The sequence below is a fragment of the Thioclava indica genome, from assembly GCF_000714545.1.
GTDB classification, from domain to species: domain Bacteria; phylum Pseudomonadota; class Alphaproteobacteria; order Rhodobacterales; family Rhodobacteraceae; genus Thioclava; species Thioclava indica.
On the sequence record NZ_AUNB01000010.1, the window covers coordinates 21,595 to 44,962 of the forward strand.

25 protein-coding genes and 3 pseudogenes are annotated in these 23,368 nt (G+C 57.4%); 21 read left to right on the top strand and 7 right to left on the bottom strand.

Annotated elements, in window-relative coordinates; all coding sequences use genetic code 11:
* Positions 1–85: 85 nt before the first annotated feature.
* From ffh to DT23_RS03385, 11 genes are all read left to right on the top strand, one after another.
* The gene (ffh, locus tag DT23_RS03335) at positions 86–1,582 is read left to right on the top strand and encodes a signal recognition particle protein (protein WP_038128229.1); all 1,497 of its coding nucleotides are present in this window, start codon (positions 86–88) and stop codon (positions 1,580–1,582) included.
* Positions 1,583–1,586: 4 nt separating this feature from the next.
* Entirely contained in the window at positions 1,587–1,883 is a 297-nt protein-coding gene (locus DT23_RS03340) for a chorismate mutase (RefSeq protein ID WP_038128232.1), read from the top strand.
* Between the two features lie 57 nt (positions 1,884–1,940).
* A complete protein-coding gene (gene rpsP / locus DT23_RS03345) occupies positions 1,941–2,315 on the top strand; it encodes a 30S ribosomal protein S16 (protein WP_038128235.1) in 375 nt (124 codons plus the stop codon).
* 76 nt (positions 2,316–2,391) lie between these two features.
* Positions 2,392–2,898: a ribosome maturation factor RimM gene (gene rimM, locus DT23_RS03350; protein ID WP_038128238.1), complete on the top strand. Its 507-nt coding sequence runs from the start codon at positions 2,392–2,394 to the stop codon at positions 2,896–2,898.
* Positions 2,899–2,901: 3 nt separating this feature from the next.
* Positions 2,902–3,723 (top strand): hypothetical protein, encoded by an 822-nt coding sequence (locus tag DT23_RS03355; RefSeq protein ID WP_038128240.1) that lies wholly within the window; start codon positions 2,902–2,904, stop codon positions 3,721–3,723.
* A complete protein-coding gene (gene trmD / locus DT23_RS03360; RefSeq protein WP_038128242.1) occupies positions 3,716–4,552 on the top strand; it encodes a tRNA (guanosine(37)-N1)-methyltransferase TrmD in 837 nt (278 codons plus the stop codon). Before DT23_RS03355 ends, trmD begins: the two co-directional genes overlap by 8 nt.
* A gap of 252 nt (positions 4,553–4,804) precedes the next feature.
* Complete coding sequence (rplS, locus tag DT23_RS03365) at positions 4,805–5,176, top strand: 50S ribosomal protein L19 (protein ID WP_038128337.1); 372 nt, start codon at positions 4,805–4,807, stop codon at positions 5,174–5,176.
* 11 nt (positions 5,177–5,187) lie between these two features.
* Positions 5,188–5,409, top strand: coding sequence for a 50S ribosomal protein L31 (gene rpmE, locus DT23_RS03370; RefSeq protein WP_038128245.1), 222 nt, complete (start codon positions 5,188–5,190; stop codon positions 5,407–5,409).
* Positions 5,410–5,683: 274 nt separating this feature from the next.
* Positions 5,684–6,223 (top strand): hypothetical protein, encoded by a 540-nt coding sequence (locus DT23_RS03375; protein WP_156023842.1) that lies wholly within the window; start codon positions 5,684–5,686, stop codon positions 6,221–6,223.
* Between the two features lie 7 nt (positions 6,224–6,230).
* Positions 6,231–7,232: a glycosyltransferase family 2 protein gene (locus DT23_RS03380; RefSeq protein ID WP_156023843.1), complete on the top strand. Its 1,002-nt coding sequence runs from the start codon at positions 6,231–6,233 to the stop codon at positions 7,230–7,232.
* A 4-nt stretch (positions 7,233–7,236) separates the two neighbouring features.
* Positions 7,237–8,373, top strand: a complete 1,137-nt coding sequence (locus DT23_RS03385) for a glycosyltransferase family 2 protein (protein WP_038128249.1) — start codon at positions 7,237–7,239, stop codon at positions 8,371–8,373.
* Between the two features lie 407 nt (positions 8,374–8,780).
* On the opposite strand, the pseudogene tnpC reads toward DT23_RS03385, so the two are convergent.
* Positions 8,781–10,078 (bottom strand): annotated as a pseudogene (gene tnpC, locus DT23_RS03390) (IS66 family transposase); the annotation flags it as partial.
* A gap of 218 nt (positions 10,079–10,296) precedes the next feature.
* Here tnpC and DT23_RS19935 point away from each other — a divergent pair.
* Together DT23_RS19935 and DT23_RS03395 are read left to right on the top strand one after the other, a co-directional pair.
* Positions 10,297–10,626, top strand: a complete 330-nt coding sequence (locus DT23_RS19935; protein WP_240473533.1) for an IS110 family transposase — start codon at positions 10,297–10,299, stop codon at positions 10,624–10,626.
* Positions 10,605–11,231, top strand: coding sequence for a transposase (locus DT23_RS03395; RefSeq protein WP_240473534.1), 627 nt, complete (start codon positions 10,605–10,607; stop codon positions 11,229–11,231). The genes DT23_RS19935 and DT23_RS03395 overlap by 22 nt, the downstream gene beginning before the upstream one ends.
* A gap of 49 nt (positions 11,232–11,280) precedes the next feature.
* Here the strand turns inward: DT23_RS03395 and DT23_RS03400 are convergent.
* The 4 genes and pseudogenes from DT23_RS03400 to DT23_RS03410 form a co-directional block, all read right to left on the bottom strand.
* A pseudogene (locus tag DT23_RS03400) lies at positions 11,281–11,810 on the bottom strand (IS66 family transposase zinc-finger binding domain-containing protein); the annotation flags it as partial.
* 18 nt (positions 11,811–11,828) lie between these two features.
* A complete protein-coding gene (tnpB, locus tag DT23_RS20285) occupies positions 11,829–12,230 on the bottom strand; it encodes an IS66 family insertion sequence element accessory protein TnpB (protein WP_420804674.1) in 402 nt (133 codons plus the stop codon).
* A 23-nt stretch (positions 12,231–12,253) separates the two neighbouring features.
* Positions 12,254–12,577 (bottom strand): annotated as a pseudogene (locus tag DT23_RS20290) (transposase); the annotation flags it as partial.
* Positions 12,578–12,803: 226 nt separating this feature from the next.
* Entirely contained in the window at positions 12,804–13,643 is an 840-nt protein-coding gene (locus tag DT23_RS03410) for a sulfotransferase family protein (protein ID WP_156023845.1), read from the bottom strand.
* Positions 13,644–14,043: 400 nt separating this feature from the next.
* On the opposite strand from DT23_RS03410, the gene metG reads away from it, so the two are divergent.
* The 5 genes from metG (at position 14,044) to DT23_RS03430 (ending at position 17,701) form a co-directional block, all read left to right on the top strand.
* Positions 14,044–15,753, top strand: a complete 1,710-nt coding sequence (gene metG / locus DT23_RS03415) for a methionine--tRNA ligase (protein ID WP_038128253.1) — start codon at positions 14,044–14,046, stop codon at positions 15,751–15,753.
* A 139-nt stretch (positions 15,754–15,892) separates the two neighbouring features.
* The gene (locus tag DT23_RS20135) at positions 15,893–16,024 is read left to right on the top strand and encodes a hypothetical protein (protein ID WP_276202207.1); all 132 of its coding nucleotides are present in this window, start codon (positions 15,893–15,895) and stop codon (positions 16,022–16,024) included.
* A gap of 51 nt (positions 16,025–16,075) precedes the next feature.
* The gene (locus DT23_RS03420) at positions 16,076–16,957 is read left to right on the top strand and encodes an SPFH domain-containing protein (RefSeq protein WP_038128255.1); all 882 of its coding nucleotides are present in this window, start codon (positions 16,076–16,078) and stop codon (positions 16,955–16,957) included.
* Complete coding sequence (locus tag DT23_RS03425; RefSeq protein ID WP_038128259.1) at positions 16,957–17,232, top strand: NfeD family protein; 276 nt, start codon at positions 16,957–16,959, stop codon at positions 17,230–17,232. Before DT23_RS03420 ends, DT23_RS03425 begins: the two co-directional genes overlap by 1 nt.
* Positions 17,233–17,461: 229 nt before the next feature.
* Positions 17,462–17,701: a hypothetical protein gene (locus DT23_RS03430; RefSeq protein ID WP_038128260.1), complete on the top strand. Its 240-nt coding sequence runs from the start codon at positions 17,462–17,464 to the stop codon at positions 17,699–17,701.
* Positions 17,702–17,709: 8 nt separating this feature from the next.
* Here DT23_RS03430 and pyrF read toward each other — a convergent pair whose 3' ends face one another.
* Entirely contained in the window at positions 17,710–18,423 is a 714-nt protein-coding gene (gene pyrF / locus DT23_RS03435; RefSeq protein WP_038128263.1) for an orotidine-5'-phosphate decarboxylase, read from the bottom strand.
* Positions 18,424–18,494: 71 nt separating this feature from the next.
* Positions 18,495–18,704: a hypothetical protein gene (locus tag DT23_RS03440; protein WP_038128265.1), complete on the bottom strand. Its 210-nt coding sequence runs from the start codon at positions 18,702–18,704 to the stop codon at positions 18,495–18,497.
* Between the two features lie 213 nt (positions 18,705–18,917).
* Here DT23_RS03440 and clpB point away from each other — a divergent pair, with 213 nt between their 5' ends.
* The 3 genes from clpB to DT23_RS03455 all read left to right on the top strand — a co-directional run bounded on the left by clpB (position 18,918) and on the right by DT23_RS03455 (position 23,364).
* Complete coding sequence (gene clpB / locus DT23_RS03445) at positions 18,918–21,539, top strand: ATP-dependent chaperone ClpB (protein WP_038128266.1); 2,622 nt, start codon at positions 18,918–18,920, stop codon at positions 21,537–21,539.
* 96 nt (positions 21,540–21,635) lie between these two features.
* A complete protein-coding gene (locus DT23_RS03450) occupies positions 21,636–22,913 on the top strand; it encodes a DNA polymerase IV (protein WP_038128269.1) in 1,278 nt (425 codons plus the stop codon).
* A 70-nt stretch (positions 22,914–22,983) separates the two neighbouring features.
* Positions 22,984–23,364, top strand: coding sequence for a CZB domain-containing protein (locus tag DT23_RS03455; RefSeq protein WP_038128271.1), 381 nt, complete (start codon positions 22,984–22,986; stop codon positions 23,362–23,364).
* Positions 23,365–23,368 lie beyond the last annotated feature (4 nt).

The window sequence follows — 23,368 nt, forward strand, 5'->3', positions numbered from 1 at the left end:
GCATTCGGTCGGGATCGCCACCAGTCAGCGCGTTGCGCCCACTGGTGTGATTGTCGTTTGTCTGGCCCTGTTTATGGAGGTGCCCATGTTTGAAAGTCTATCAGAACGCCTTGGTGGCGTATTCGACCGGCTCACCAAACAAGGTGCGCTGTCCGCAGATGACGTGAAAACCGCGCTGCGCGAAGTGCGCACGGCATTGCTTGAGGCTGACGTCTCGCTGCCCGTTGCGCGCCAGTTTGTGAAATCGGTTGAAGGCAAGGCGACCGGCGCGTCGGTCACCAAATCGGTGACGCCCGGCCAGCAGGTCGTCAAGATCGTGCATGACGAGCTGATCGCAATGCTCTCGGGCGACGGCCCCGCTGATGCGCTGAAGATCGACAACCCGCCTGCGCCGATCCTGATGGTCGGCCTGCAAGGCTCGGGGAAAACCACGACCACCGCGAAACTCGCCAAACGGCTGAAGGATCGTGAAGGCAAGCGGGTGCTGATGGCCTCGCTCGACACCAACCGCCCCGCCGCAATGGAGCAGCTCGCGATCCTTGGCACGCAGATCGGCGTGGATACGCTGCCGATCATCAAGGGCGAGACCGCCGTGCAAATCGCCAAGCGCGCCAAGCAACAGGCGATGCTGGGTGGGTATGACGTTTACATGCTCGACACCGCCGGGCGCCTGCATATCGACGAAGTCCTGATGGACGAGGTGCAGGCGGTTCGTGACGTGGCGAACCCGCGCGAAACCCTGCTGGTCGTCGATGGTCTGACCGGTCAGGACGCGGTGAATGTCGCGACCGAGTTTGACGAGAAAGTCGGCGTTTCGGGCGTCGTGCTGACGCGGATGGATGGCGACGGACGCGGCGGTGCGGCGCTGTCGATGCGCGCCGTCACGGGCAAACCGATCCGCTTTGTCGGTCTTGGCGAAAAGATGGACGCGCTTGAGACCTTTGAGGCCGAGCGTGTCGCGGGCCGCATCCTTGGTATGGGCGATATCGTCGCGCTGGTCGAGCGCGCGCAGGAAACGCTGGAACAGGAACAAGCCGAGCGCATGGCCAAGCGCTTTCAAAAGGGCCTGTTCAACATGAACGACATGAAGGGCCAACTGGATCAGATGCTCAAGATGGGCGGGATGCAGGGCGTGATGGGCATGATGCCGGGCATGGCGAAATACGCCAAACAAGCCGAGGACGCGGGGCTAAACGACAAGACGATCACCCACCAGATCGCGCTGATCAACTCGATGACCAAGAAAGAGCGCGCCAATCCGCAAATCCTGCAAGCGAGCCGCAAAAAGCGGATTGCGGCAGGCTCGGGCTTGGAAGTGTCTGACCTGAACAAGCTGCTCAAGATGCACCGCCAGATGTCGGACCAGATGAAAAAGCTGTCCAAGATGGGCAAGGGCGGGATGCTCAAGCAGGCGATGAAGATGATGGGCGGCAAGGGCGGCACGCCCGATCTGGCCAATATGGACCCCGCCGAACTGGAAGCCGCAGCCAAAGCGATGGGTGGCAAACTGCCCAAAGGCGGGCTTGGCGGTTTGGGCGGCGCGTTGCCGCCGGGCCTGTCGGGCTTTGGAAAGAAGAACTGAGCCGATGAGCGATCCCACCACCCGCGCCGCCGATCTGCTGGCCGAACATCGCGACAGCATCGACCGGCTGGATGCCGTGCTGATCTACACTTTGGCCGAGCGGTTCGCGCAGACCAAAGCTGTGGGCAAACTCAAGGCCGAACATGCGCTGCCCCCGTCCGATCCCGCGCGCGAAGCCACGCAAATCGCGCGACTTGAAACGCTGGCGCTTGAGTCCGGGCTTGACCCGGAGTTCGCCAAGAAATTCCTGAATTTCGTGATCTCGGAAGTGATCCGGCACCACGAGAAACTACAGAAATAACACCAGAAATGACGGGCCAATTGAGCCCATCACCAGCCATCTAAAGGAGATAACGCAATGGCTATGAAGATCCGTCTCGCCCGTGGGGGCTCCAAGAAGCGCCCGTTCTATTCGATCGTCGCTACCGACTCGCGCATGCCGCGCGACGGTCGCTTCCTGGAAAAGCTGGGCACCTATAATCCGCTGCTCGCCAAGGACAGCGAAGAGCGCGTGAAAATGGACATGGAACGCGTGAAATACTGGCTCGAAAAAGGCGCTCAGCCCACCGACCGTATCACGCGTTTCCTTGAAGCGGCTGGTGTCGTTGCCAAGACCGAGCGCAAGAACATGAAAAAAGCGGTTCCCGGCAAAAAAGCCACCGAGCGTGCCGAGCAGAAAGCTGCAAAAGAAGCCGAAGCCAATGCTCCGGCCGAAGAAGCCTCGGCAGAATAAGTCGCGATTTGCGATGGCTGGCGGGCCGGGCATAACGCCCGGCCCCTACCCGTTTTTCGGCAGTTAGGAGCGCGTCATGTCCAATTCCGAGCGTATCTGTGTGGGCGCCATCGCCGGCGCGTTCGGCGTGCAGGGCGAGGTTCGTATCAAAAGCTTTTGTGCCGAACCCGAAGATATCGCCGATTATGCCCCGCTTTATAGCGAAGACGGCACACAGACCTATGAGATAAAGCTCACCCGTCCGCTCAAGAACGGGCTGGGCGCGCGCATCGAAAACGTCGCGACCAAGGAACAAGCCGATGCGCTGCGCGGCACCACGCTTTGGACCGATCGCGCGCAACTGCCTTCGCTGCCTGATGACGAGTTCTACCACGCTGATCTGATCGGGCTTGAGGTCGTTGATACGGGCGGTGCGAAAGTCGGCAAGGTGCATGCGGTGCACAATCATGGCGCGGGCGATATTCTGGAAATCAACGCGCCGGGACGCAAAACCGCGCTGCTGCTGCCGTTCACCAAAGCCCATGTGCCCACAGTCGACCTGGCCGCCGCGCGCATCGTGATCGACCCGCCCGAGGATCTGTAACCGATGCGCGTGATCGTTCATGCCGGTTTTCACAAGACCGGCAGTTCGACCATTCAAGCGATCTTGCGCGAGGCGCGCGACAGGCTTCCCGATTGGGTTTTCGGGCTGCGCTATGACATTGCGGGGATTTCGCGCGCGGCGCGCCATGTCTCGATCAATGGTGATCCGCTGGAGCTAGGCCTGTTCAAGGCGGCTCTGGCCGATTGGCTGGACGAGCAACGCCGTGACGCGCGTGGCATCGTCATCTCGAACGAGCGGATCATGGGCGCGATGCCCGGCGATCCGAACGTCACCAGTTACGCGGTCGCACCGATCCTGCTGGGGGCGATGCGCGAGGTAATCCAGAAACAACTGGGGAAATCTGTCGACCTGCAGTTTTACCTAGCCACCCGCGATACCGCAGCGTGGATCGACAGTCTGCATTGGCAACAGGTACGCACCAGCTCGCTGACTGAAACGCAAGCCGCCTTTCGTGCGCGCATTACACCACATTTCGATATTGATAGGGTGCTGGCCGAGACCCGCGCTGCGCTGGGGGACACGCCACTAACCGTGCGCGCCCTTGAAGACACGCGCAGATTGCCCGAAGGTCCGATTGCGCCGCTGCTGGATCTGATGGGCCTTGGCTCAGCAGATCGCGCGCAGATCAAGCCGGCTCAGCCGCAGAATGCGCGCCCCCGCGGGGTTGATTTGACCACTTTGGCCGATGCCTTGGCAGCGATCAATGCGCAGGGTTTGTCGAGCGAAGCAACCGAGCAGGCCAAGCGCGAGCTGATGCGCGTAGCATGGCGTGAAGACGCAAAATTGAGGGCTAAGAATGACTGACACTCCCCCGATGGGTCGCAAATCGCATGGCCGTCTCAGCATCTCTGCCAGCCGTCAGCCGCGCTCGTTGATGGATGAGCCGCCGCACATCAAGGGCGCGTGGACCGCGAAGATCGTGACGCTGTTCCCCGATGCGTTTCCCGGCACGCTGGGGCTTAGCCTGCTTGGCAAGGCGCGGGAATTGGGGCTTTGGGCGCTGGAAACGATTGACCTGCGCCCGTTCGGGATCGGCAAGCATCACAATGTCGACGACACCCCTGCAGGGGGCGGCGCGGGCATGGTGCTACGCGCCGATGTGGTCGGTGCGGCGCTGGCTCAGGCGCGCATCGGAACGCCACAGGACCGCACGCTTTGGCCGGTGGTGTACCTGTCGCCGCGCGGTGCGCCGCTGACACAAGCGATGGCGCAACGCTATGCGCAGGCCGAGGGAATGACCTTGTTATGCGGGCGATTCGAGGGGGTGGACGAGCGCGTGCTCGAACAGTTCGGCATCGAAGAGGTCAGCATCGGGGATTTCGTGCTGACTGGCGGCGAGGTGGCCGCGCAAGTGCTGATCGACGCGACCGTGCGGCTGATCCCCGGCGTCTTGGGCAATGCCGAGTCTGCGGTAGAAGAGAGCCATTCCAATGGCTTGCTGGAACATCCACAATATACCAAACCCGCCGAGTGGGAGGGGTGCGCGATTCCCGAGGTGTTGATGTCGGGCCATCATGGACGCATCGAAAAATGGCGTCACGAGATGTCAGAGGCGCTGACGCGCACCCGCCGCCCCGATCTTTGGGCGCAATACCTGCAAAAACAGGGAAAATCGGGTGATGGCGAGGCTTGATTTCATCGCGATTTGACCGTATCAGGCGCAGGTCTGAGCCGGAATCGGTCTTCGGACCTTTGGTCTATGGCGTGCGGACGCTTTCTTCCTCCGCGCAACCGTCGCAGATCAAAGCCTAAAGCGAAAGACGACCTGAACCCTCCCGGCGGGCATGACCCTTGCGATCAAGGCACGCACCCGACGAAGACCCGGAGCTCTGAGGCGGCGACAAACCTTCACGGAAAAAACCGTGAGCATATGAAAGGACTTGCGATGAACCTGATCGCGCAGATCGAGGCGGAACAAATCGCCGCACTCGAAAAGACTATCCCCGATTTCAAAGCCGGCGACACCGTTCGCGTGGGCTACAAAGTAACCGAGGGCACCCGCTCGCGCGTTCAGATGTATGAAGGCGTCTGCATCGCGCGCAAAGGCGGCGCAACGCTGGCCGCTTCGTTCACCGTGCGCAAGATCTCGTTCGGCGAAGGCGTGGAGCGTGTGTTCCCGCTGTATTCGACCAACATCGATTCGATCGAAGTTGTCCGCCGTGGTCGCGTGCGTCGCGCCAAGCTGTATTATCTGCGCACCCGTCGCGGTAAATCGGCTCGTATCGCCGAAGACACCAACTACAAAGCCAAAGCGTAAGGAGCGGGACTATGAAAGCCGAAACCCATCCCGACTACCACATGATCACCGTCAAAATGACCGACGGGACCGAGTACCAGACGCGCACCACTTGGGGCGACGAAGGTGCGACCATGACGCTCGACATCGACCCGACCTCGCATCCGGCGTGGAACGGCGGCAGCTCGCGCCTGATGGATACCGGCGGTCGTGTGTCGAAGTTCAAAAACAAATATGCTGGCCTCGGCTTCTGAGCCTGAGCGCATGTTTCGCAGATCAAGGGCGTCCTTCGGGGCGCCCTTTTTCGTTACTGGATGGGGGAGAGTTGAGCCTCAGCCCGCCACGTAGCACGCATGTAGTCGCGCCCAGAACCCGGGAGATACTGCCAGAAACGAGCAACCGATAATCCTAGTCTCAAAAGGTCATTCTCTTCGGGGGCGGCTCTAAGACAGCGCCATGCAATCATAGGTTGACTATTCTTCATCGATTTCATCTTATTGGCCGACGCCCCTAGGATAAGATGAATTCATGAATAACTTGCTAACCGGAGCCGATGCGCAGGCTCGATTCCTTCTTCAATCCCTGAAAGCACATGAGGGTCGAGGCAAGCTTTTAGCTGCGGAGACGCCAATCATTGAGGGTATTCGGCTTTCGAATGATCCTATCAGCAAGGTGAAGGGGCATTATGAATCTACGAGCGGAGAAATGCTGTCGCTGTCGATGCAACATGGCGGATCAAAAACACCGAAATGGCAGGCGCTGCATATTTCTCTGGGTGAAATGAACCTAAGCGGCTCGTTGCTGCTTGGCGTGCTTATCAAAAGCAGATCTCCGTCATCAATGACCACGAAAATTTGTCTGCGCTCGGGGAAAGATGGAGATTTCCAAGATATATTCTTTTCGAAAACGATGGTCTCATTTGCACAAGCAAGCGTTCATCTAGACGTGATTGAATTCGATAAAAATCCAAATTTGCCACGTCAGGTTCAGTGGCGGGATTTAATTTTATTCTTTCGTCCGGGTGAGTTTGACATAAGTCTTCTCGACATTCGCCTATTTGTCGTTTGATAGTCACTTGAGCGAGCAAGACACAATGGGCCAGCCGGAAGACTTGGCAATCGTAATTCCAGTATGGAATATACCGCAAGACTTAGTTTTCTTGCTAACCCAAATCTCACGCATGAATATATTCTCAGAAGTTATCGTATGCGACGATGCGTCTGATGTAGATTGCAATCCCGAACATCTCGGCTTCACTTCAGAAACTCTTGGTGCTCGGCTTACTTATATCCGATCTCCCGAACAACGTGGTGCCGGGGCTGCGAGAAATATAGGACTCGCGGCCGTAAATGCGAAGAACGTATTGTTTTTTGACGCTGATGACCACCTATCCGAAAAGCTGCCTCTGATTTGGCGACGCCACATTCGAGATGAAATACCAGATTTTACGATCTTCCGGCACACCGATTCACGCGTCTTAAATTCCGAGGGTCGCGAGGCCTCATTCGCCACAGATGAACGACAATGGGACGTCGCGTTGGGCAAGACCAACGAGAAGCTGCTAACCCGAGAGCAGAGCGCTCATTTATGCACGATCAGTGCTTATCCCTGGAATAAGATATATCGCACCGGTTTTCTACGGTCGCAGAAAATAAACTGCTCGGAAACGCCAGTGCACAACGATATTCGCCTGCATTGGCTTAGCTTCCTAAAAGCTCGCTCTATTCTGGCCGTGCGTGAAATTGGAGCAATCCATATCGTCGGCGAGAGGGATCATCATCTGACGACTCGACGCGGAGAAGAACGTCTTTGTATAAACGAAATCTTGGAAGACTTAACAAATTCCATTCGAGAAAGTCACCGCAACACTATATTCATGCGTCATTTTATACATTTTGTCGATACGATTTGCCGTTGGAACCTCAATCAAGTGGACCATGATATACGAGCCAAATTCTCTGAACTGACCTTAACAGCCTACCTGCGCTTTCATCCAGACGAGTTTCGCGTTTTTGCTTTATGGCAACCGGAAAAGGCAGAAAGTATCGTAAAATTTCTCTTGCGAGAGGGCGCGTGATTTCATGTCCAAAATCAGCTTTATCATAACGACATATAACATCGAAAATTATATCCTTAAATGCCTAAAGAGCGTATCAATGATCGTTCGTCCCGGAGATCAAATAATTCTTGTCGATGATGGATCGACCGACGCTACAGAAGCTATAATTCGCGAATTTTCAGAAGGCACAGGCTTCATCGATGATGTTGAAGTTAACCATATTTTCCTGGGAACAAATACTTATGGCGGCGTAGGCATAGGCGGAAATATCGGCTTAAGAGAGGCATCGCGCGATACGGTCTTTTTTGTTGATGGCGACGATTGGCTTGATGTCAATGCCTTTCGTGAAGCTCGGAGCTATTGGTCTCTCCATGAGCTCGATATTATGATTGCAAATTATAAGGAGTACGATCAGAAAAACGATATATTCAAGAAACCCTCCGATTCGCAGCGCTGGAATAACATTAATCATAGCGCGAACTTGGAAGAGCTTCGCCAAGTCGCTGTTTCCTTTATAGCCGTTCCTTGGAGAAAATTCTACCGACGGGAGTTTCTTTTAGAAAATGAAATCCTCTTTCCCGAGGGTGACTTTTTCTTTGAGGACAATCCTTTTCACTGGGATGTTTGCCTTTACGCAAATAGCATCGGATTTTTTGACAAAGCGATCTGCTACCATCGCATCAATCGCCCCGGCCAAACTATGACGTCAACCGGTGTGGAGCTTGCAGCATTTTTTATCCATTTTGATACAATTATGAACAAAATCGATAAAAATCGCAGAGATTTAAAAATGAGCCTATCGCGCTGGCTTTTAGGAAACATGACATGGCAGCTGGACCGAATATCGGAATCGGCCCTTTATATCTACTTCTCTCAAGCCTCCAGAGCTTTGCAACAAATTGAGTCGAGCATTTGGAAAGAGGAACTTGCTACTACTGAAAGTTCAAAGAGAATTTGGACGACAGCCAATAGACTTAGAGATGGGGATATTTGGGGACTGATTGATCAGTGGAAGCTTGATAAAATGCGAATCGCTATGACTGAAGCCCGAGGGGTTTTCTCGGACGCCTTGAGAACAGCTCGAGAAAATAAGAAAATGCTTCAGGGCGCCAATGCCGCTTTGCTATTTGAAGCCATAGCGAGCCGAAAAGAAATTTAGTTACCTTTGATCCGCATGGCATTTAGAGAGCCTTGAATCTATGGATTGTTGGAATCTCATAACCTCGACCCAAAAAAAGCCATAACTATCTGAATTTGTGAACCAACCCACTGAAAATGTTTGCGCGAAACCGATCATTCCGACCGATTTAGAGACCTTCATTCTCGCTGCATTCTGCGCTGCCATTATGTCGACAGAGAGTGAAAAGGCGGAATACCATCAACGAATCGCGCTTGTTAAATCGAGCTTTAACGTCCACTGGAAGTTGAATACTGCAGGTAATATTTTTTAAAGAACACCTGAGGCAAACTATCCCGCCTCTCCGCAAACATGCGATGCGACCGCCTCACCAAAACAAAACACGCAGAAGATAATCTGGTTCGCAAGCGCCCCGTTGATACCGCAGCTTACGCAGCTTGACTGCCCGTTGCTGATGCCCGCGTCGCCCAATTCCAGGGCAACAATTCATCCAGCCGATTGATCTTGTGATCGTGGATACGGTCGAGGATGTCAGCGAGATAGGCCTGCGGATCAAGGTCGTTGAGTTTGGCTGTCTCAATGATGGTCATGGCGCGCGCAAGGCTTTCTGCGCCGGTATCCGCGCCCGCGAAGAGCCAGTTTTTTCCTCCTATCCCGATTGGGCGTAGGGCACGCTCGGCTGGACTGTTATCGATCGCCACACGGCCATCGGCCAGAAACAAGCTAAAGGCTGCCTGCCGATTGAGGCCATAGCGGAAGGCCTTGGCCAGATCGCTTTTGCCCGGAATGCGCAGGAGCTGCTGTTCGGGCCATGCAAAGATGTCTTCGACATGCGGGCGGCTCAACTTTTGCCGTGCCGCATGGCGGACGTCAGCGGGCTGGCCGTTCCTGTCGCGCTCGACATCGTAGAACTTGCCGATCCGATCAAGCGCCTCGCGGGCGATCTCGGCTTTCGTCGAGGCCCAAAAGTCATGGAAGTCACGTCGGAGATGCGCCCAACAGGCCGCTTCGCGCAAACGGGGCGGGCCATCGGGTTCTGGCTCGTAGAGCTTGGCATAGCCCTTGTAACCATCCGCTTGGAGGATACCACGGGCATTGGCCAAATGGCTCAGGACGTGCTCTTCCTTCCAGTCCGGGGCAAAGCGATATACAGCACCGGGTGGCGCAGCGCCCGCCCAAGCTCTTTGATCGCGCACATAGGCCCAGATCCGGCCTTGTTTGCCCCCTTTGCCAAGGCCTTTGTCGCGTAAAGAGCGATCCAGCACCCGGATCGGCGAGTCATCTGTTACCCGGCAGGCGATTGCGAAGCAATCGGCCGAGAGGGCGCGTGCAGCAGATCGCTGGTCATGATGTCCGCCTCGATGCGTTCGATCAACGGCGACAGGGTATTCATGGCGCGGCCACCCTGGGCTTCGCCCGTTCACACCTCGGTGCGTCCACTGGACGCCCCGCCACTTCGTGGACCGGCGTTCACCCAGCCGACCAGAGTGCTTTCGGGGATATCAGCCCCCATGCGCGCGAAGATCTCGTGCTGGCGATAAAGGGGAAGGTGGTCGTCGAACTTCGAGACCAGAACATGGGCCAGCAGGTTTGGCCCCCGTTGCCCGGCAGGCGATTGTCTGCAATCGCCGAGAGGGGCCATGCTGCCCGGGATCGGACGGCTGGGGGCCGGCTCCTGCACCATCCGCTCGCAGCGACGACAGGATTTCTTGATCCGGGCGATCTGCCCTCTTGTCTTATTAATTGAGCAGTTCCTGTGTGAAGCTGGAATAGCTGCCCGGCACGGCAGTCGCTTGCGGGGCCGGGCAGCGGCGGAGGTCGGACCGTTCCCCTCTTGGTCGTCGTGGACCGCGCACGAGTATGGTCACCTCCGTCTTTTCTACTGACCTGGACGGATACTTGGGCTGTGGGCCCGCATGACAAGACAAGGTGAGGAAAAGACGCATGAAAGATACCATTGGGATCGATATTTCGAAAGATAAATTGGATGCGTATTGGCTTGCCAAGGAGGAGCACAAGCAGTTCAGCAACGACAAAAAGGGGGTTAAGGCCCTCGCACTTTGGGCGGCTACAACAGGGGTTTCGCGCGTCATTTTTGAATCGACCGGCATCTATCATCGATGTGTAGAAACAGGCTTGGCGCAACACGCGATTGGCTTTTCGCGTGTGAACCCACGCCAGGCACGGCGCTTTGGCGAAGGGGCGGGCCAGTTGGCAAAAACAGACCGCGTAGACGCTGTAATGCTGGCCAAATGGGGTCGCTATTACAGTTGAAGGCAGATCAACCAAAGAGCGAAACGCTGCATGATCTCAAGCAGTTGGCAACTGCGCGGCAAGCTCTGATCAAGGATCGCACTGCGGCCAAAGCACGCCTTGCGGCCACAACTCACCGCTTGCTGTCCCAGCAGATCAAACGCCGATTGGGTCAGATCGATCGCGACCTTTTGCAGATTGCAGATCTGCTCGACACGATCATTGCCGCAGATCAGGAACTGCGCGCAAAGGCTGACATTCTGGTAAGCATTCCTGGCATAGCCAAGGTCACGGCCTGTGCGATCCTGACGGACATGCCTGAACTAGGGCATTTGAGCGGTAAGCAAGCCGCAAAACTGGCCGGTCTCGCTCCAATCTCCAAGCAATCTGGAAAGTGGCAGGGCAGAGAACATATTCAGGGCGGTCGTGCCAGCGTCAGACACGCAGTCTATTTACCCGCGGTTGTAGCAACACGTTTTAATCCTGACATGAAAGCAAAATACGAGCAGTTGGTATCGACCGGGAAGTGCAAGAAGCTGGCCATCACAGCCGTCATGCGCAAGCTGATTGTCATGGCAAACGCATTGCTGCGAGATGGGCGAAAATGGAATGAATATCCCGCTTGATCAATACGGATACTCGGGCTTTTGCTGCGCAAAACCCTGCCGGGTAACAGATCACCTTCATCTGAGCGGCGATCATGTCGAGAAGTTCGCTGACATCCTCGCCCACCACGTACAGATCTCCGCCACAGTCGGAGCAACAGGCACCAGGATCAAGCTCATGGCGTTCACGCGGTGTCGCATCCGAGACACGCGGGGGCGGCGCGGCGCGGATGCAGAGGACGCATCACTGGCCGGTTCGTCCTGCCCTTCGTCGATGGGCGCGTCATCCTCCTCGGCCACCGCAACCAGCAGATCTTCCAGTGCCAATTCCAGTTGTTCCGCTGCACGGCAGGGCATTGCGAAGCCAATGGCCCGAGAGGGAATCTCGCGCTCGATCCTTTCGGAGGACTTGCCGAAGGCCATTTTCTGGAGCTTGGCGATCCGCAAGCGAAGAGCCTGAACCAGCTGGTCATGAACCCGCAACGTCGCCGACATCTTGGCATTCTCTGCCTCGATCCGGGCGTTTTCCGCCTGCAAAGCTGCGATCATCGCCCTCAATTCGGCGGGATCGTCAGGCAGATTTTCAGCAGGTTTCGACATGGGCCTGACTACCAAAAATCAGGGGAAAGCACCATATAAATAACGTGAATGAGGGCGCAAAACTACCCGACACGCGCAGGAGGAGCGCCCCAATCCGGGCGTCGCCAATCGATCCCCCCCTGCCCGGCAGCGCATGCCCGCATGCGCGAGAGGGGCCCAGAGCATCGCGAGCTGCGCAGAAGTCAGCCGCACCGCGCCATCCTTGGCGCCCGGCCAAGGGAAATGGCCACGCTCCAGCACCTTGTAATAGAGACAAAAGCCTTGGCCATCCCAGTAAAGCAACTTCAGACGGTCACCACGGCGCCCCCGGAATGCAAACACGGCCCCACTGGCGGGTTTTTGACGCAGCACGTCTTGGGAAAGTGCCGCCAGCCCCGCGATCCCCTTTCGCATATCTGTTACACCGCAGGCCAGATACACCCGAACACCAGTCCCAGGCCCGATCAAGCGGCTTCGACCGCTCGGATTAGGGACGTCAGTGCGGCTGGGTCCATAGCGCTGTCAAAGTGCAAACTGCGGCCATCCCGCAAGCGTAACTCAACCACGCTCGATGGCGGCGTTTCGGCAGTTAATGGCTCCATCACAGGAACTCTGGCCGCCACTGGAATACCCAACGGAAAGAAGACCGCCCCGGCCGTAGGCGACCACAGGCCTTTCTTCTTGAGCTCATGCCGCCATTTGTAAATCTGCTGCCTGGTCACCTCATGACGCTGCGCCACCTGCGTCACCGTTGCTCCGCCAATCCCCACCGATGTGACGATCTCGAGCTTGTCCTCATCTCACCAAAACCGTCGCCGCTCCACTCCAAGAATTTCGCCACGCATCGCAGACCCCGCATAAGACACGTCGTTAACGACGTAGTTAAGCACGTGTCTTAGATCATCGCCCCAGCGTCAGGCAGGCGGTGCCAATGGCGCGCTTACGAATGTTCGGCACTTTTCTCATCTTTGATAACTATCACGGAGACCGGCACCAAAGCGCAACAGGTCAAACCTATTTCACTCTCACCTTGGCGCTTAAACGCCGATCAAATTCACGTCTGTTATTTTGCCCTGTTAGAAATTCTTCTGGATCTCGCTCGCGCGCGATGTCCAGAATTTCAGAACCACTGAGGGAATAACCCAAATGGCCCACAACGTCGCGTTCAGTGGCAAGAATATTACTGATGGAAATCACTTCTTCTGAGGTGAAAAATCCTATTGATCTGCAATATGCAGACTTGATCCCGGAGATACCGGATCTCTTTTTTCCGGGTAGATCCGAGTCTTTGATGCGAACTCCAAAGATGTCATTCACGACACTTGGCCGCTCTACAAAGTCTTCGTAACGAACAAACGGAAAAAACGGATACTCCTGTCGAAGCTTCATGATTTGGCGCGCCTTACGCAACCAATTTCGAGCAACCAATTTGGGATCTTTGTGATAGCGTCGATAAGCCGATGATATATGTTGATACGGATTACAGATACTTATCAAGCCTGAACTATCTTGTCCGAAAACGGCCTTAATATCGTCCACTCTGATCAAGTTTGGTGGCGATGCCTCTACGAACATATCGCCCGCCGCAAGAGCTTCCCACTCCTTCCGTATAAATGCCCAATCAAACTTTTGATCTTGATCCCACGGCCGAGTGCGCATCATTTCCGTCACGGCGGGAGCCATCTGCCCCTCATTATTCCCGAAAGGCGGCAGATAGCCACTAGTTTGACTGGCGAAATATTGCGACAGTATTGTCGTGCCAGAATTGTTAGGGCAGAAAATAAAGAAGAATTTCAGCTCAGTTAGAGAAGTTTCTTCCCCAAAAAAGTTCCGAACGATAGCGGCATGTCCCAATTCGGCTACCCTCTGCATAAATTCTAACTGATGCGCCCCCTCTTCTATCCCCTACTCAGCGACCCAAGCAAATCTTTCTCTATGCGCAGCAGCGATCAAATGGAGCGCCCGTAGGTTAAACTCGACAGTGTAGAAACCAACGAGGGATCGGCATGAGCATGGAGGACAGGCGTCCAGGAAACGCGAAGCCCTCATCCCGTCCTGGCGTTTTGCGCAACACCGTCGGGGATGCCATCACGGTTGGCTTCATGAAAGCCTGATGGATGAGACAGTTAGCCGCCGCCCATAACGGCAATCAAATCGCTTCGCGTTAAGTCGGTGGCGCTACCGTGCCACCCCTAGCCCTCGCTCGCAAACCCCTGTAAACCCGCGCCAAACGCATCTGTTCAAGAGGCCTCTCATGGCGCGTCATCTCATCACCTCGGCCATTCCCTACATCAACGGGATCAAGCATCTGGGCAATCTCGTGGGCAGCCAATTGCCCGCCGATCTGTTTGCCCGCTACCAGCGCGCGCGCGGCCACGAGGTGATGTTCATCTGCGCGACGGACGAACACGGCACGCCCGCCGAATTGGCCGCCGCCAAAGCGGGTAAGCCAGTGGACGAGTATTGCACCGAGATGCACGAGGTTCAGGCCGGGATCGCGCGCGGCTTCAAGCTGAGTTTCGATCATTTCGGGCGCTCGTCCAGCGTGCAGAACCGCAAGCTGACGCAGCATTTTGCCGTGCAACTGGCCAAGGCTGGGTTGCTGCGCGAAGTGACTGAAAAGCAGATGTATTCCAACGCTGATGGCCGCTTTTTGCCCGACCGCTATATTGAGGGCACCTGCCCCAATTGCGGTTTCGAAAGCGCGCGCGGCGATCAATGCGACAATTGCACCAAGCAGCTTGATCCGGTCGATCTGATCAATCCGCATTCGGTGATTTCCGGCTCGACCGATCTGGAATTGCGCGAGACCAAGCACTTGTTCTTGCGTCAATCGGCGATGAAGGATCAGTTGGATGCGTGGATCGACAGCAAGACCGACTGGCCGCTGCTGACCACCTCGATTGCCAAGAAATGGCTGCATGATGGCGACGGTTTGCAAGATCGCGGCATTACGCGCGATCTGTCTTGGGGGGTGCCTGCGCAGTTTGAGGGCGCGCCGTGGTCGGGCATGGAGGGCAAGGTTTTCTACGTCTGGTTCGACGCTCCAATCGAATATCTTGCAGCGACGCAGGAATGGGCCGACAAGACCGGCGGCGATTGGGAGCGCTGGTGGCGCACCGACAAGGGCGCCGATGACGTGACCTACACCGAGTTCATGGGCAAGGATAACGTGCCCTTCCACACGCTGTCTTTCCCGGCGACGATTTTGGGCAGCAATGAGCCGTGGAAGCTGGTCGATTACATCAAATCGTTCAACTACCTGAACTATGATGGCGGCCAGTTCAGCACCTCGCGCGGGCGCGGCGTGTTCATGGATCAGGCGCTGGAAATCCTGCCCGCCGATTACTGGCGCTGGTGGCTGCTGTCCCATGCGCCCGAAAGCGCCGATAGCGAGTTCACTTGGGAGAATTTCCAGACTTCGGTGAACAAGGATCTGGCGGATGTGCTGGGCAACTTCGTCTCGCGCATCACCAAATTCACCCGCTCGAAATTCGGCGAGGCACTGCCCGAGGGTGGGGAATGGGGCGATCAGGAAGCCGCGTTGATTGACGAGCTGACCACCCGCATCCGCGCCTATGAAACCCATATGGAAGCGATGGACATTCGCAAATCCGCTGCGGAATTGCGCGCGATCTGGGTGGCGGGGAACGAGTATTTGCAAGGTGCGGCCCCGTGGTCGGTGTTCAAAACCGATCCCGACCAAGCGGCAGCAATTGCGCGCCTCGCGCTGAACCTGATCCCGCTTTATGCAGTATTGTCTGCGCCATTCATCCCCGATGCAGCCGAAACGATGCTGGGCGCGATGCAGACCGAGGATCGTAGCTGGCCGCAAGATGTGAAAGCCGCGCTGACCGCCCTACCTGCTGGTCATGCGTTCACCACGCCAGAAGTTCTGTTTCGCAAGATCGCAGATGAAGAGCGCGAAGAGTGGCAAAATCGTTTTGCCGGAACACGCGACTGACGGCGCGATCTGCCTGCGGCGTTAACACTTTCCAAAACGCACCTTTTGCGGCACTCTGGGGCAAAAGGCAGGAGCAGGCCATGACAGTTTTACACAACGAAAGCCCGCGCTGATGGGGGCGGTTTTGGGTGTGCTTGGCATGGCAGGCTCACGCCTGGTCCTTGCCAGTGTTGCCGTCGCGATCTGGCTGCTTTCGCGCCCCGGCGGCTGGGCCGTTCTGGTGGTGTTGGTGTTGCTCGGCCTCAGAGTTTTCCCCAATGCGCCACAATAAGGCTATACTCACGGTCAAACTGCAAAGCAGCATGTAATCAATAGGACAAGTATGAACATTATCGATCTACTGGGCGGCGGCGACATCGTGATGATCGCTATTGCGGGTTTCCTGATCATCTGCGTCTTTCTGGGCGTGCGGATCGTGCCGCAATCTGAAAAATATGTCGTTGAACGCTTTGGACGGTTGCGCTGCGTACTGGGGCCGGGGCTGAACTTTATCGTGCCGTTTCTGGACCGCGTGCCGCATAAAATCTCGATCCTAGAACGTCAGTTGCCCAATGCGCTGCAAGACGGGATCACCGCCGATAACGTGCTGGTTAAGGTCGAAACCTCGGTCTTTTATCGCATCATCGAGCCGGAAAAAACGGTCTATCGTATCCGCGATGTCGATGCCGCGATTGCTACCACGGTCGCAGGGATTGTGCGCTCGGAAATCGGTGTGCTGGAACTTGATGAGGTGCAATCGAACCGCGCCCAGCTGATTTCCAAGGTCCGCGAACAGGTCGCTGCGATGGTCGATGACTGGGGGATCGAGGTGACGCGCGCCGAAGTGCTGGACGTGAACCTTGATGAGGCCACACGCGCCGCGATGATGCAGCAGCTCAACGCCGAGCGCGCGCGCCGCGCCACCGTGACCGAGGCCGAGGGGCGCAAACGCGCAATCGAGCTGAATGCCGAAGCGCAGTTGTTTCAGGCGCAAAAAGAGGCAGAGGCCCGTCGCGTCACCGCCGATGCCGAAGCCTACGCGACCGAGGTCGTGGCCGTCGCGATTTCTAAAAACGGGCTTGAGGCGGCGCAATATCAAGTCGCGCTGAAACAGGTCGATGCGATCGCCCAAATTGCCAAGGGCGAAGGAAAGCAGACGGTTATCCTGCCCGCCGCCGCGCTGGAGGCCTTTACCGACGCCTTCTATCTACTCGGGAAAAAGTGATGGAATACTGGCAACAAGGTTGGGTTTGGGTCGTCGCGGGCGTCGTACTGGGCGTGTTGGAAATGCTTATCCCCGGCTTCGTATTCTTGGGCTTCGCAATCGGTGCGGTGATAGTCGGGGCGCTGATCTGGATTGGCGTTCTCGGACACGCCTTGCCGCTGACGCTTTTGATTTTCGCGGTGGTTTCGGTGGTGACATGGCTGGTGCTGCGCCGCGTGCTGGGCGTGCGGCACGGCCAAACCAAACATTGGGATCGCGACATCAATGAAAACTGAGGTGATGTGATGGAACGCACGCGCGGGGTGTGCCGTTTTCCATTCGATTATACGGTTAAAATTGTTGCAGTCTCATAGGCAAAGCAAACCCCGCACGGCAAGCTTTGCAAAATAAACACGGCGCCTTTCGGGGCGCCGTTTTTCGACAAGCCGGTCATCGCCGATCTTGACGATCAAGGGAACGTGTCGCCCGTCTCTGCGTTTCTCGTGTGTAAGGAAAGGAACAAGCATGACGCTTAGATCTTCACGACAAACCAATCTTGGTGGGTTGATCATGACCTTCGTGGCGCTTGCTGTCGCTCTGGGTGTGGTGATCTGGCTTGTCGCTGACACCCCGTTGGATGGCGGCGATCAGGTGGCCACCGACCCACCACCCTATAGACAGATATCCGATCCGAATGCGGCAAGCGTGACCGTGGACCCCACACCGAAAGGCGGAGTGACTGCGGATCCGACCAAGACGCAATGAGGTTGCGATCAGACGCCGCGTAGCTCGGCGATGATCGCCTCGGCAGCGGCGCGCGGATCGCTGGCGCGATGGATGGGGCGGCCTACGACGATATGATCAGCGCCTGCTGCGATGGCCGAAGCTGGAGTTGCGATACGTTTTTGATCGCCCAGATCGGCCCCTGCGGGGCGCACGCCGGGTGTCACAATCAGCTTTCCCTCGGCTTCGGGCAAGGCGCGAATCAGCGCGGCCTCTTGCGGGCTGGCGATCACCCCATCTGCGCCCGCATCAAATGCACGGCCTGCCCGTTCGAGCACCAGATCGGCGATGTCACCGGGCTTGATCAGCGCACCATCCAGATCGGCGCGATCCAGCGAGGTCAGGATTGTCACCGCGAGGATTTTCATATCCTTGCCGGCAGCGCCCTGCTTGGCCGCGTTTACGACATGGGGGTCGCCATGCACCGTCAGGAAATCCAGCTCGAACTGGGCCAGCCCCTTCACCGCAGCCTCAACCGTCGCGCCGATATCAAACAGCTTCATATCCAGAAAAATACGCTTGCCCTGATCGAGCTTGAGTTCGGTCGCAAGCGCGAGTCCGCCCCCCGTCAACATCCCCAGCCCGATCTTGTAAAACGACACGGCATCACCCAGCCGATTGGCCAGCAAAAGCCCCTCATGGGCGTTGGGCACATCTAGCGCGACGATCAGGCGGTCATCTGCGGGCAAGGTGAGGTCAGTCATCAGGGCGCTCCTTTCGCGGGTCACTTCCTGATGAGGGGCAATTGCGCCTAGGTCAAGCGCGGCTGCGGCGTTTAGAGCCCGCCGATGCCGCGACGCTGCGCCTCGCGCGTCAGCGCGCGGGTGAGTTGGCTATGGCAGATCCGCTCATTGGCCTCGACACGCACGGGAACGCGCAGCGGCATCGCAAGGCCGGGCGTGAAGAATTCCACGACTGCCTCAAAGCGGCGTTGCGCGGCGTTATAGATCAAAAGCGCGATCCGGGTGGCGATAGCGTGATGCATTTTACAGGCCTCCACGATCAAAACGAAGTTATCTGATAATCAACGCAGAAGGTTACCATTTGGTTTCCCGGCGCGACAAAATATCATCGCAAGCCCCGTAAATTGCTCTTGAAGCTTCACGGCAATGCGCCCATTTCTTAACCGAGACCCGGCCAGTGGGCGCCTTTTCAGGGCCCGAAATTTTCCGGGGGCTTTATCAAAAAGGAGAGACCGATGGACATGGAAAAGTTCACGGAACGGTCGCGCGGATTCCTTCAGGCCGCACAGACCATCGCGATGCGTGAGGGCCATCAACGCGTGGTGCCCGAGCATCTTTTGAAGGCATTGATGGATGACGACCAAGGCCTGTCGGCCAATTTGATCGCCCGTGCAGGTGGCGAACCCAAGCGCGTGCAAGAAGCTGTTGATATTGCGGTGAACAAGCTGCCCAAAGTTTCGGGCGGCGACGGTCAGGTTTATGTCGAGCAAAGCCTTGTACGTGTTCTGGACGAGGCCGAGAAGATCGCCAAGAAAGCCGGTGACAGCTTTGTGCCCGTTGAGCGCGTGCTGATGGCGCTGGCTTTGGTGAACACACGCGCGAAAGACGCGCTTGAGGCCGGGGCGGTCACGGCGCAATCACTGAATACGGCGATCAATGATCTGCGCAAGGGGCGCACGGCCGATAGTGCTTCGGCCGAGGAAGGCTATGACGCGCTCAAGAAATATGCGCGCGATCTGACCGAAGCCGCCGAGCAGGGCAAGATTGACCCGATCATCGGGCGCGATGATGAGATCCGGCGCACCATGCAGGTGCTGTCGCGGCGCACCAAGAACAACCCCGTGCTGATCGGGGAACCGGGCGTGGGTAAAACCGCGATTGCCGAGGGTCTTGCGCTGCGCATCATCGACGGTGACGTGCCTGAAAGCCTGCAGAACAAAAAGCTGCTCGCGCTGGATATGGGTGCGTTGATCGCCGGTGCAAAGTATCGTGGCGAGTTTGAGGAACGTCTGAAATCCGTGCTCAAGGAAATTGAGGCGGCTGCGGGTGAAATCATCTTGTTCATCGACGAAATGCACACGCTTGTCGGCGCAGGGAAATCCGATGGTGCGATGGATGCGGCCAACCTGATCAAGCCCGCTTTGGCGCGCGGTGAGTTGCATTGCGTGGGCGCCACGACGCTGGATGAATATCGCAAATATGTCGAGAAAGACGCGGCTTTGGCACGGCGTTTCCAACCTGTGATGGTCGAAGAGCCGACGGTCGAAGACACGATTTCTATCCTGCGCGGCATCAAAGACAAATACGAGATGCACCACGGCGTGCGGATTTCGGATAGCGCGCTGGTTGCTGCGGCACAGCTCAGCCATCGCTACATCACCGACCGCTTCCTGCCCGACAAGGCGATTGACCTTGTCGATGAGGCCGCGTCGCGTCTGCGCATGGAAGTCGACAGCAAGCCCGAGGAACTTGACGCGTTGGATCGCCAAATCCTGCAAATGCAGATCGAGGCCGAGGCGCTTAAGAAAGAGGATGACGCAGCGTCCAAGGACCGGCTCGAAAAGATCGAGAAGGAACTGGCCGAAGTGCAGGAACGTGCCTCGGAGATGACTGCCAAATGGCAGGCAGAGCGCGACAAGCTGGAATCGGGTCGCAATCTGAAAGAGCAACTCGACAAGGCGCGCGCCGAGCTGGATCAGGCCAAGCGCGAAGGCAATCTGGCCCGCGCAGGTGAGCTGTCTTACGGCATCATCCCGTCGCTGGAAAAGCAGCTATCGGAAGCTGACTCCGCCGATGGTGACGATCTTTTGGTCGAGGAATCGGTGCGCCCCGAGCAGATCGCGGAAGTGGTCGAGCGTTGGACGGGTATCCCGACCAGCAAAATGCTGGAAGGTGAGCGCGAGAAACTGCTTAAGATGGAAGAAGAGCTGCACAAGCGCGTCATCGGTCAGGATACCGCGATCACGGCTGTGGCCAACGCTGTGCGCCGTGCGCGGGCGGGTTTGAACGACGAGAACCGCCCGCTTGGCAGCTTCCTGTTCCTCGGCCCGACAGGTGTGGGGAAAACCGAGCTGACCAAGGCCGTCGCGAACTATCTGTTTGATGATGATCAGGCGATGGTGCGCATCGACATGTCCGAGTTCATGGAGAAGCATTCGGTCTCGCGGCTGATTGGTGCCCCTCCGGGCTATGTCGGCTATGACGAGGGTGGCGTGCTGACCGAAGCGGTGCGTCGGCGTCCCTATCAGGTCGTGCTGTTCGATGAGGTCGAAAAGGCGCACCCCGACGTGTTCAACGTGCTGTTGCAGGTGCTTGATGATGGTGTGCTGACCGATGGTCAGGGCCGCACGGTCGACTTCAAGCAAACGCTGATCGTCTTGACGTCGAATCTGGGATCGCAAGCGCTAAGCCGGTTGCCCGAAGGCACCGACACAAGCGAGGCCAAGGAGCAGGTCATGGAGGCCGTTCGGGCACATTTCCGCCCCGAATTCCTCAACCGTCTTGATGAGATGGTGATCTTTGACAGGCTCAACCGCGCGGATATGACGGGCATCGTGACCATTCAGCTCAAGCTGCTGGAGAAACGTCTGGCGCAGCGCAAGATCTCGCTGGATCTGGATGAGGCAGCGCGCAAATGGCTGGCGGATGCGGGCTATGATCCGGTCTATGGGGCGCGCCCCTTGAAACGGGTGATCCAGCGGTCGCTGCAAGACCCGCTCGCCGAGGCGATATTGGGCGGCAAGGTGATGGATGGTGCAACTGTGACGGTCACGGCTGGTCCCGATGGGCTGGTGATTGATGGTCATGCAGCCGCGCCCAAGGGCCAACCGAACGGCGAAGGCGTGCCCTTGCACTAAAGAAAACCGGCCGGGGGGCTCTGCCCCCCGGCCCCCCCGGGATATTTCCGTCAAGAGGAAGATGGCGTACAAGATGGGTCTGGAGACAATCTGACCATGCCCGCCTTATGCCGCGACTGCCTTGAAAGCTTCGAAGACGCGCCCAAACGCTGCCCGCGGTGTGGGCGCAGTCGTATTTTGTCCCACCCCGAACTGTTTGAATTGTCAGTCGCGCATATTGATTGCGACAGTTTTTACGCGTCGGTGGAGAAGCGCGACGATCCCTCGCTGAGTTCAAAACCCGTGATTGTCGGGGGCGGCACGCGCGGTGTTGTCACCACCTGTTGTTATATCGCGCGGATTTCGGGTGTGCGCTCGGCGATGCCGATGTTTCAGGCGCGCAAGCTGTGCCCCGATGCCGTGATTATCAAGCCGCGCATGGATCATTACGTTGCCGTTTCGCGCCAAATTCGCGCGCGGATGGCGGCGCTGACGCCGCTGATAGAGCCGCTTTCGCTGGATGAGGCGTTTCTGGATCTGACTGGCACGGCCAGGCTGCATAGCGCCCCTCCGGCGCTGCAAATGGCCCGGTTGGCACGCGCGATTGAAACCGAGATCGGGGTTAGCGCCTCGGTCGGGCTCTCGCATAACAAGTTTCTCGCCAAGATCGCTTCGGATCTGGATAAGCCGCGCGGGTTTTCGGTGATCGGGCGCGCGGATACCGAGGCGTTTCTGCGGGACCAGCCGGTTGGCGTTTTGTGGGGTGTCGGGGCGGCGACGCGCGCCGCTTTGGGACGCGCTGGTATCCGCACGCTGGCCGATATTCGCCGCGCGGGCCATGATCGGCTGGTTGCGCGGTTTGGGGTGACTGGCGCGCGTCTGTTTGAGTTGGCGCATGGGCGAGATACTCGCAAAATCACCCCTGGCGCGCCGATCAAATCGATCTCGAACGAGACCACGTTCGGCGTGGATATCAGCGGGCGGGATGCGCTATTGGCGCAGCTTTGGCACCTGGCCGAAAAGGTGTCGGCGCGGATGAAGGCGCGTGAGATTGCCGGGCGCACGGTGACGCTCAAGCTCAAGCGCGCCGATTTTTCCACGCTGACGCGGCAAACCCAACTTGAGGAACCGAGCCAGCTCGCCGACACGTTGTATCGTGCGGGCGAGCGGCTGTTTGATGCGCTGCCCCCCGATACCGCCTATCGTTTGATTGGGATCGGGTTCACAGACCTTGGTGCCGCTGACGCGCGCGATCCGGTGGGCGATCTGCTGGACCCGCAAGCCAGTAAGCGCGCCGGGGCGGAGCGGGCAGCCGATGCGATCCGCGCGCGCTTTGGTCACGAGGCGATCAGGACCGGGCGCGGGTTGGGCGTGAAGGACAAAAACACGCCCTAAGCCAAAAATTTACCCGATCTTCACTCCTGAACGCGCATGTTTCGCGGGACGACATGCGAAGGACGGATGGATGAACAAATCTCTAGATGATGCGCTGCGGACCGCAATTGGTGCGCATGCCTCTTGGAAAATCAAGCTTAAGGCGACGGTGGCTTCGGGGATTTCGACGGTCACGAGTGAGGACGCGAAATGCGACACTTGCTGTTCATTTGGAAAATGGATGCATGCGCCCGAGCAAGAGTATCTGCATACTGACGCGCAGTTTTGCGAAATCAATCGTTTGCATCACGCATTTCACCAAACCGCTGGTGAGGTGATCGGTGCGATTGAGCAGCGCAATGAAACTTTGGCCGTGCAACTTCTTGAAGCGGAATTCATGCCGCAATCGGATCACCTGATGACCGAGTTGAAAAACTGGCTGCGTGAGATCAAGGCACAGCAAGCTGCCTGACCTG

What these genes read in the sequence shown, in the direction of transcription:
- DT23_RS19935 (WP_240473533.1), top strand. Translation starts at nt 10,297, where the DNA reads ATGAAAGATACCATTGGGATCGATATTTCGAAAGATAAATTGGATGCG.
- rimM (WP_038128238.1), top strand. Translation starts at nt 2,392, where the DNA reads ATGTCCAATTCCGAGCGTATCTGTGTGGGCGCCATCGCCGGCGCGTTC.
- DT23_RS03450 (WP_038128269.1), top strand. Translation starts at nt 21,636, where the DNA reads ATGCCCGCCTTATGCCGCGACTGCCTTGAAAGCTTCGAAGACGCGCCC.
- DT23_RS03440 (WP_038128265.1), bottom strand. Translation starts at nt 18,704, where the DNA reads ATGCATCACGCTATCGCCACCCGGATCGCGCTTTTGATCTATAACGCC.
- clpB (WP_038128266.1), top strand. Translation starts at nt 18,918, where the DNA reads ATGGACATGGAAAAGTTCACGGAACGGTCGCGCGGATTCCTTCAGGCC.
- DT23_RS03430 (WP_038128260.1), top strand. Translation starts at nt 17,462, where the DNA reads ATGACGCTTAGATCTTCACGACAAACCAATCTTGGTGGGTTGATCATG.
- DT23_RS03375 (WP_156023842.1), top strand. Translation starts at nt 5,684, where the DNA reads ATGAATAACTTGCTAACCGGAGCCGATGCGCAGGCTCGATTCCTTCTT.
- ffh (WP_038128229.1), top strand. Translation starts at nt 86, where the DNA reads ATGTTTGAAAGTCTATCAGAACGCCTTGGTGGCGTATTCGACCGGCTC.
- DT23_RS03420 (WP_038128255.1), top strand. Translation starts at nt 16,076, where the DNA reads ATGAACATTATCGATCTACTGGGCGGCGGCGACATCGTGATGATCGCT.
- DT23_RS03395 (WP_240473534.1), top strand. Translation starts at nt 10,605, where the DNA reads ATGGGGTCGCTATTACAGTTGAAGGCAGATCAACCAAAGAGCGAAACG.
- DT23_RS03425 (WP_038128259.1), top strand. Translation starts at nt 16,957, where the DNA reads ATGGAATACTGGCAACAAGGTTGGGTTTGGGTCGTCGCGGGCGTCGTA.
- pyrF (WP_038128263.1), bottom strand. Translation starts at nt 18,423, where the DNA reads ATGACTGACCTCACCTTGCCCGCAGATGACCGCCTGATCGTCGCGCTA.
- DT23_RS03385 (WP_038128249.1), top strand. Translation starts at nt 7,237, where the DNA reads ATGTCCAAAATCAGCTTTATCATAACGACATATAACATCGAAAATTAT.
- DT23_RS20135 (WP_276202207.1), top strand. Translation starts at nt 15,893, where the DNA reads ATGGCAGGCTCACGCCTGGTCCTTGCCAGTGTTGCCGTCGCGATCTGG.
- metG (WP_038128253.1), top strand. Translation starts at nt 14,044, where the DNA reads ATGGCGCGTCATCTCATCACCTCGGCCATTCCCTACATCAACGGGATC.
- DT23_RS03355 (WP_038128240.1), top strand. Translation starts at nt 2,902, where the DNA reads ATGCGCGTGATCGTTCATGCCGGTTTTCACAAGACCGGCAGTTCGACC.
- DT23_RS03340 (WP_038128232.1), top strand. Translation starts at nt 1,587, where the DNA reads ATGAGCGATCCCACCACCCGCGCCGCCGATCTGCTGGCCGAACATCGC.
- DT23_RS03455 (WP_038128271.1), top strand. Translation starts at nt 22,984, where the DNA reads ATGAACAAATCTCTAGATGATGCGCTGCGGACCGCAATTGGTGCGCAT.
- rplS (WP_038128337.1), top strand. Translation starts at nt 4,805, where the DNA reads ATGAACCTGATCGCGCAGATCGAGGCGGAACAAATCGCCGCACTCGAA.
- rpsP (WP_038128235.1), top strand. Translation starts at nt 1,941, where the DNA reads ATGGCTATGAAGATCCGTCTCGCCCGTGGGGGCTCCAAGAAGCGCCCG.
- trmD (WP_038128242.1), top strand. Translation starts at nt 3,716, where the DNA reads ATGACTGACACTCCCCCGATGGGTCGCAAATCGCATGGCCGTCTCAGC.
- rpmE (WP_038128245.1), top strand. Translation starts at nt 5,188, where the DNA reads ATGAAAGCCGAAACCCATCCCGACTACCACATGATCACCGTCAAAATG.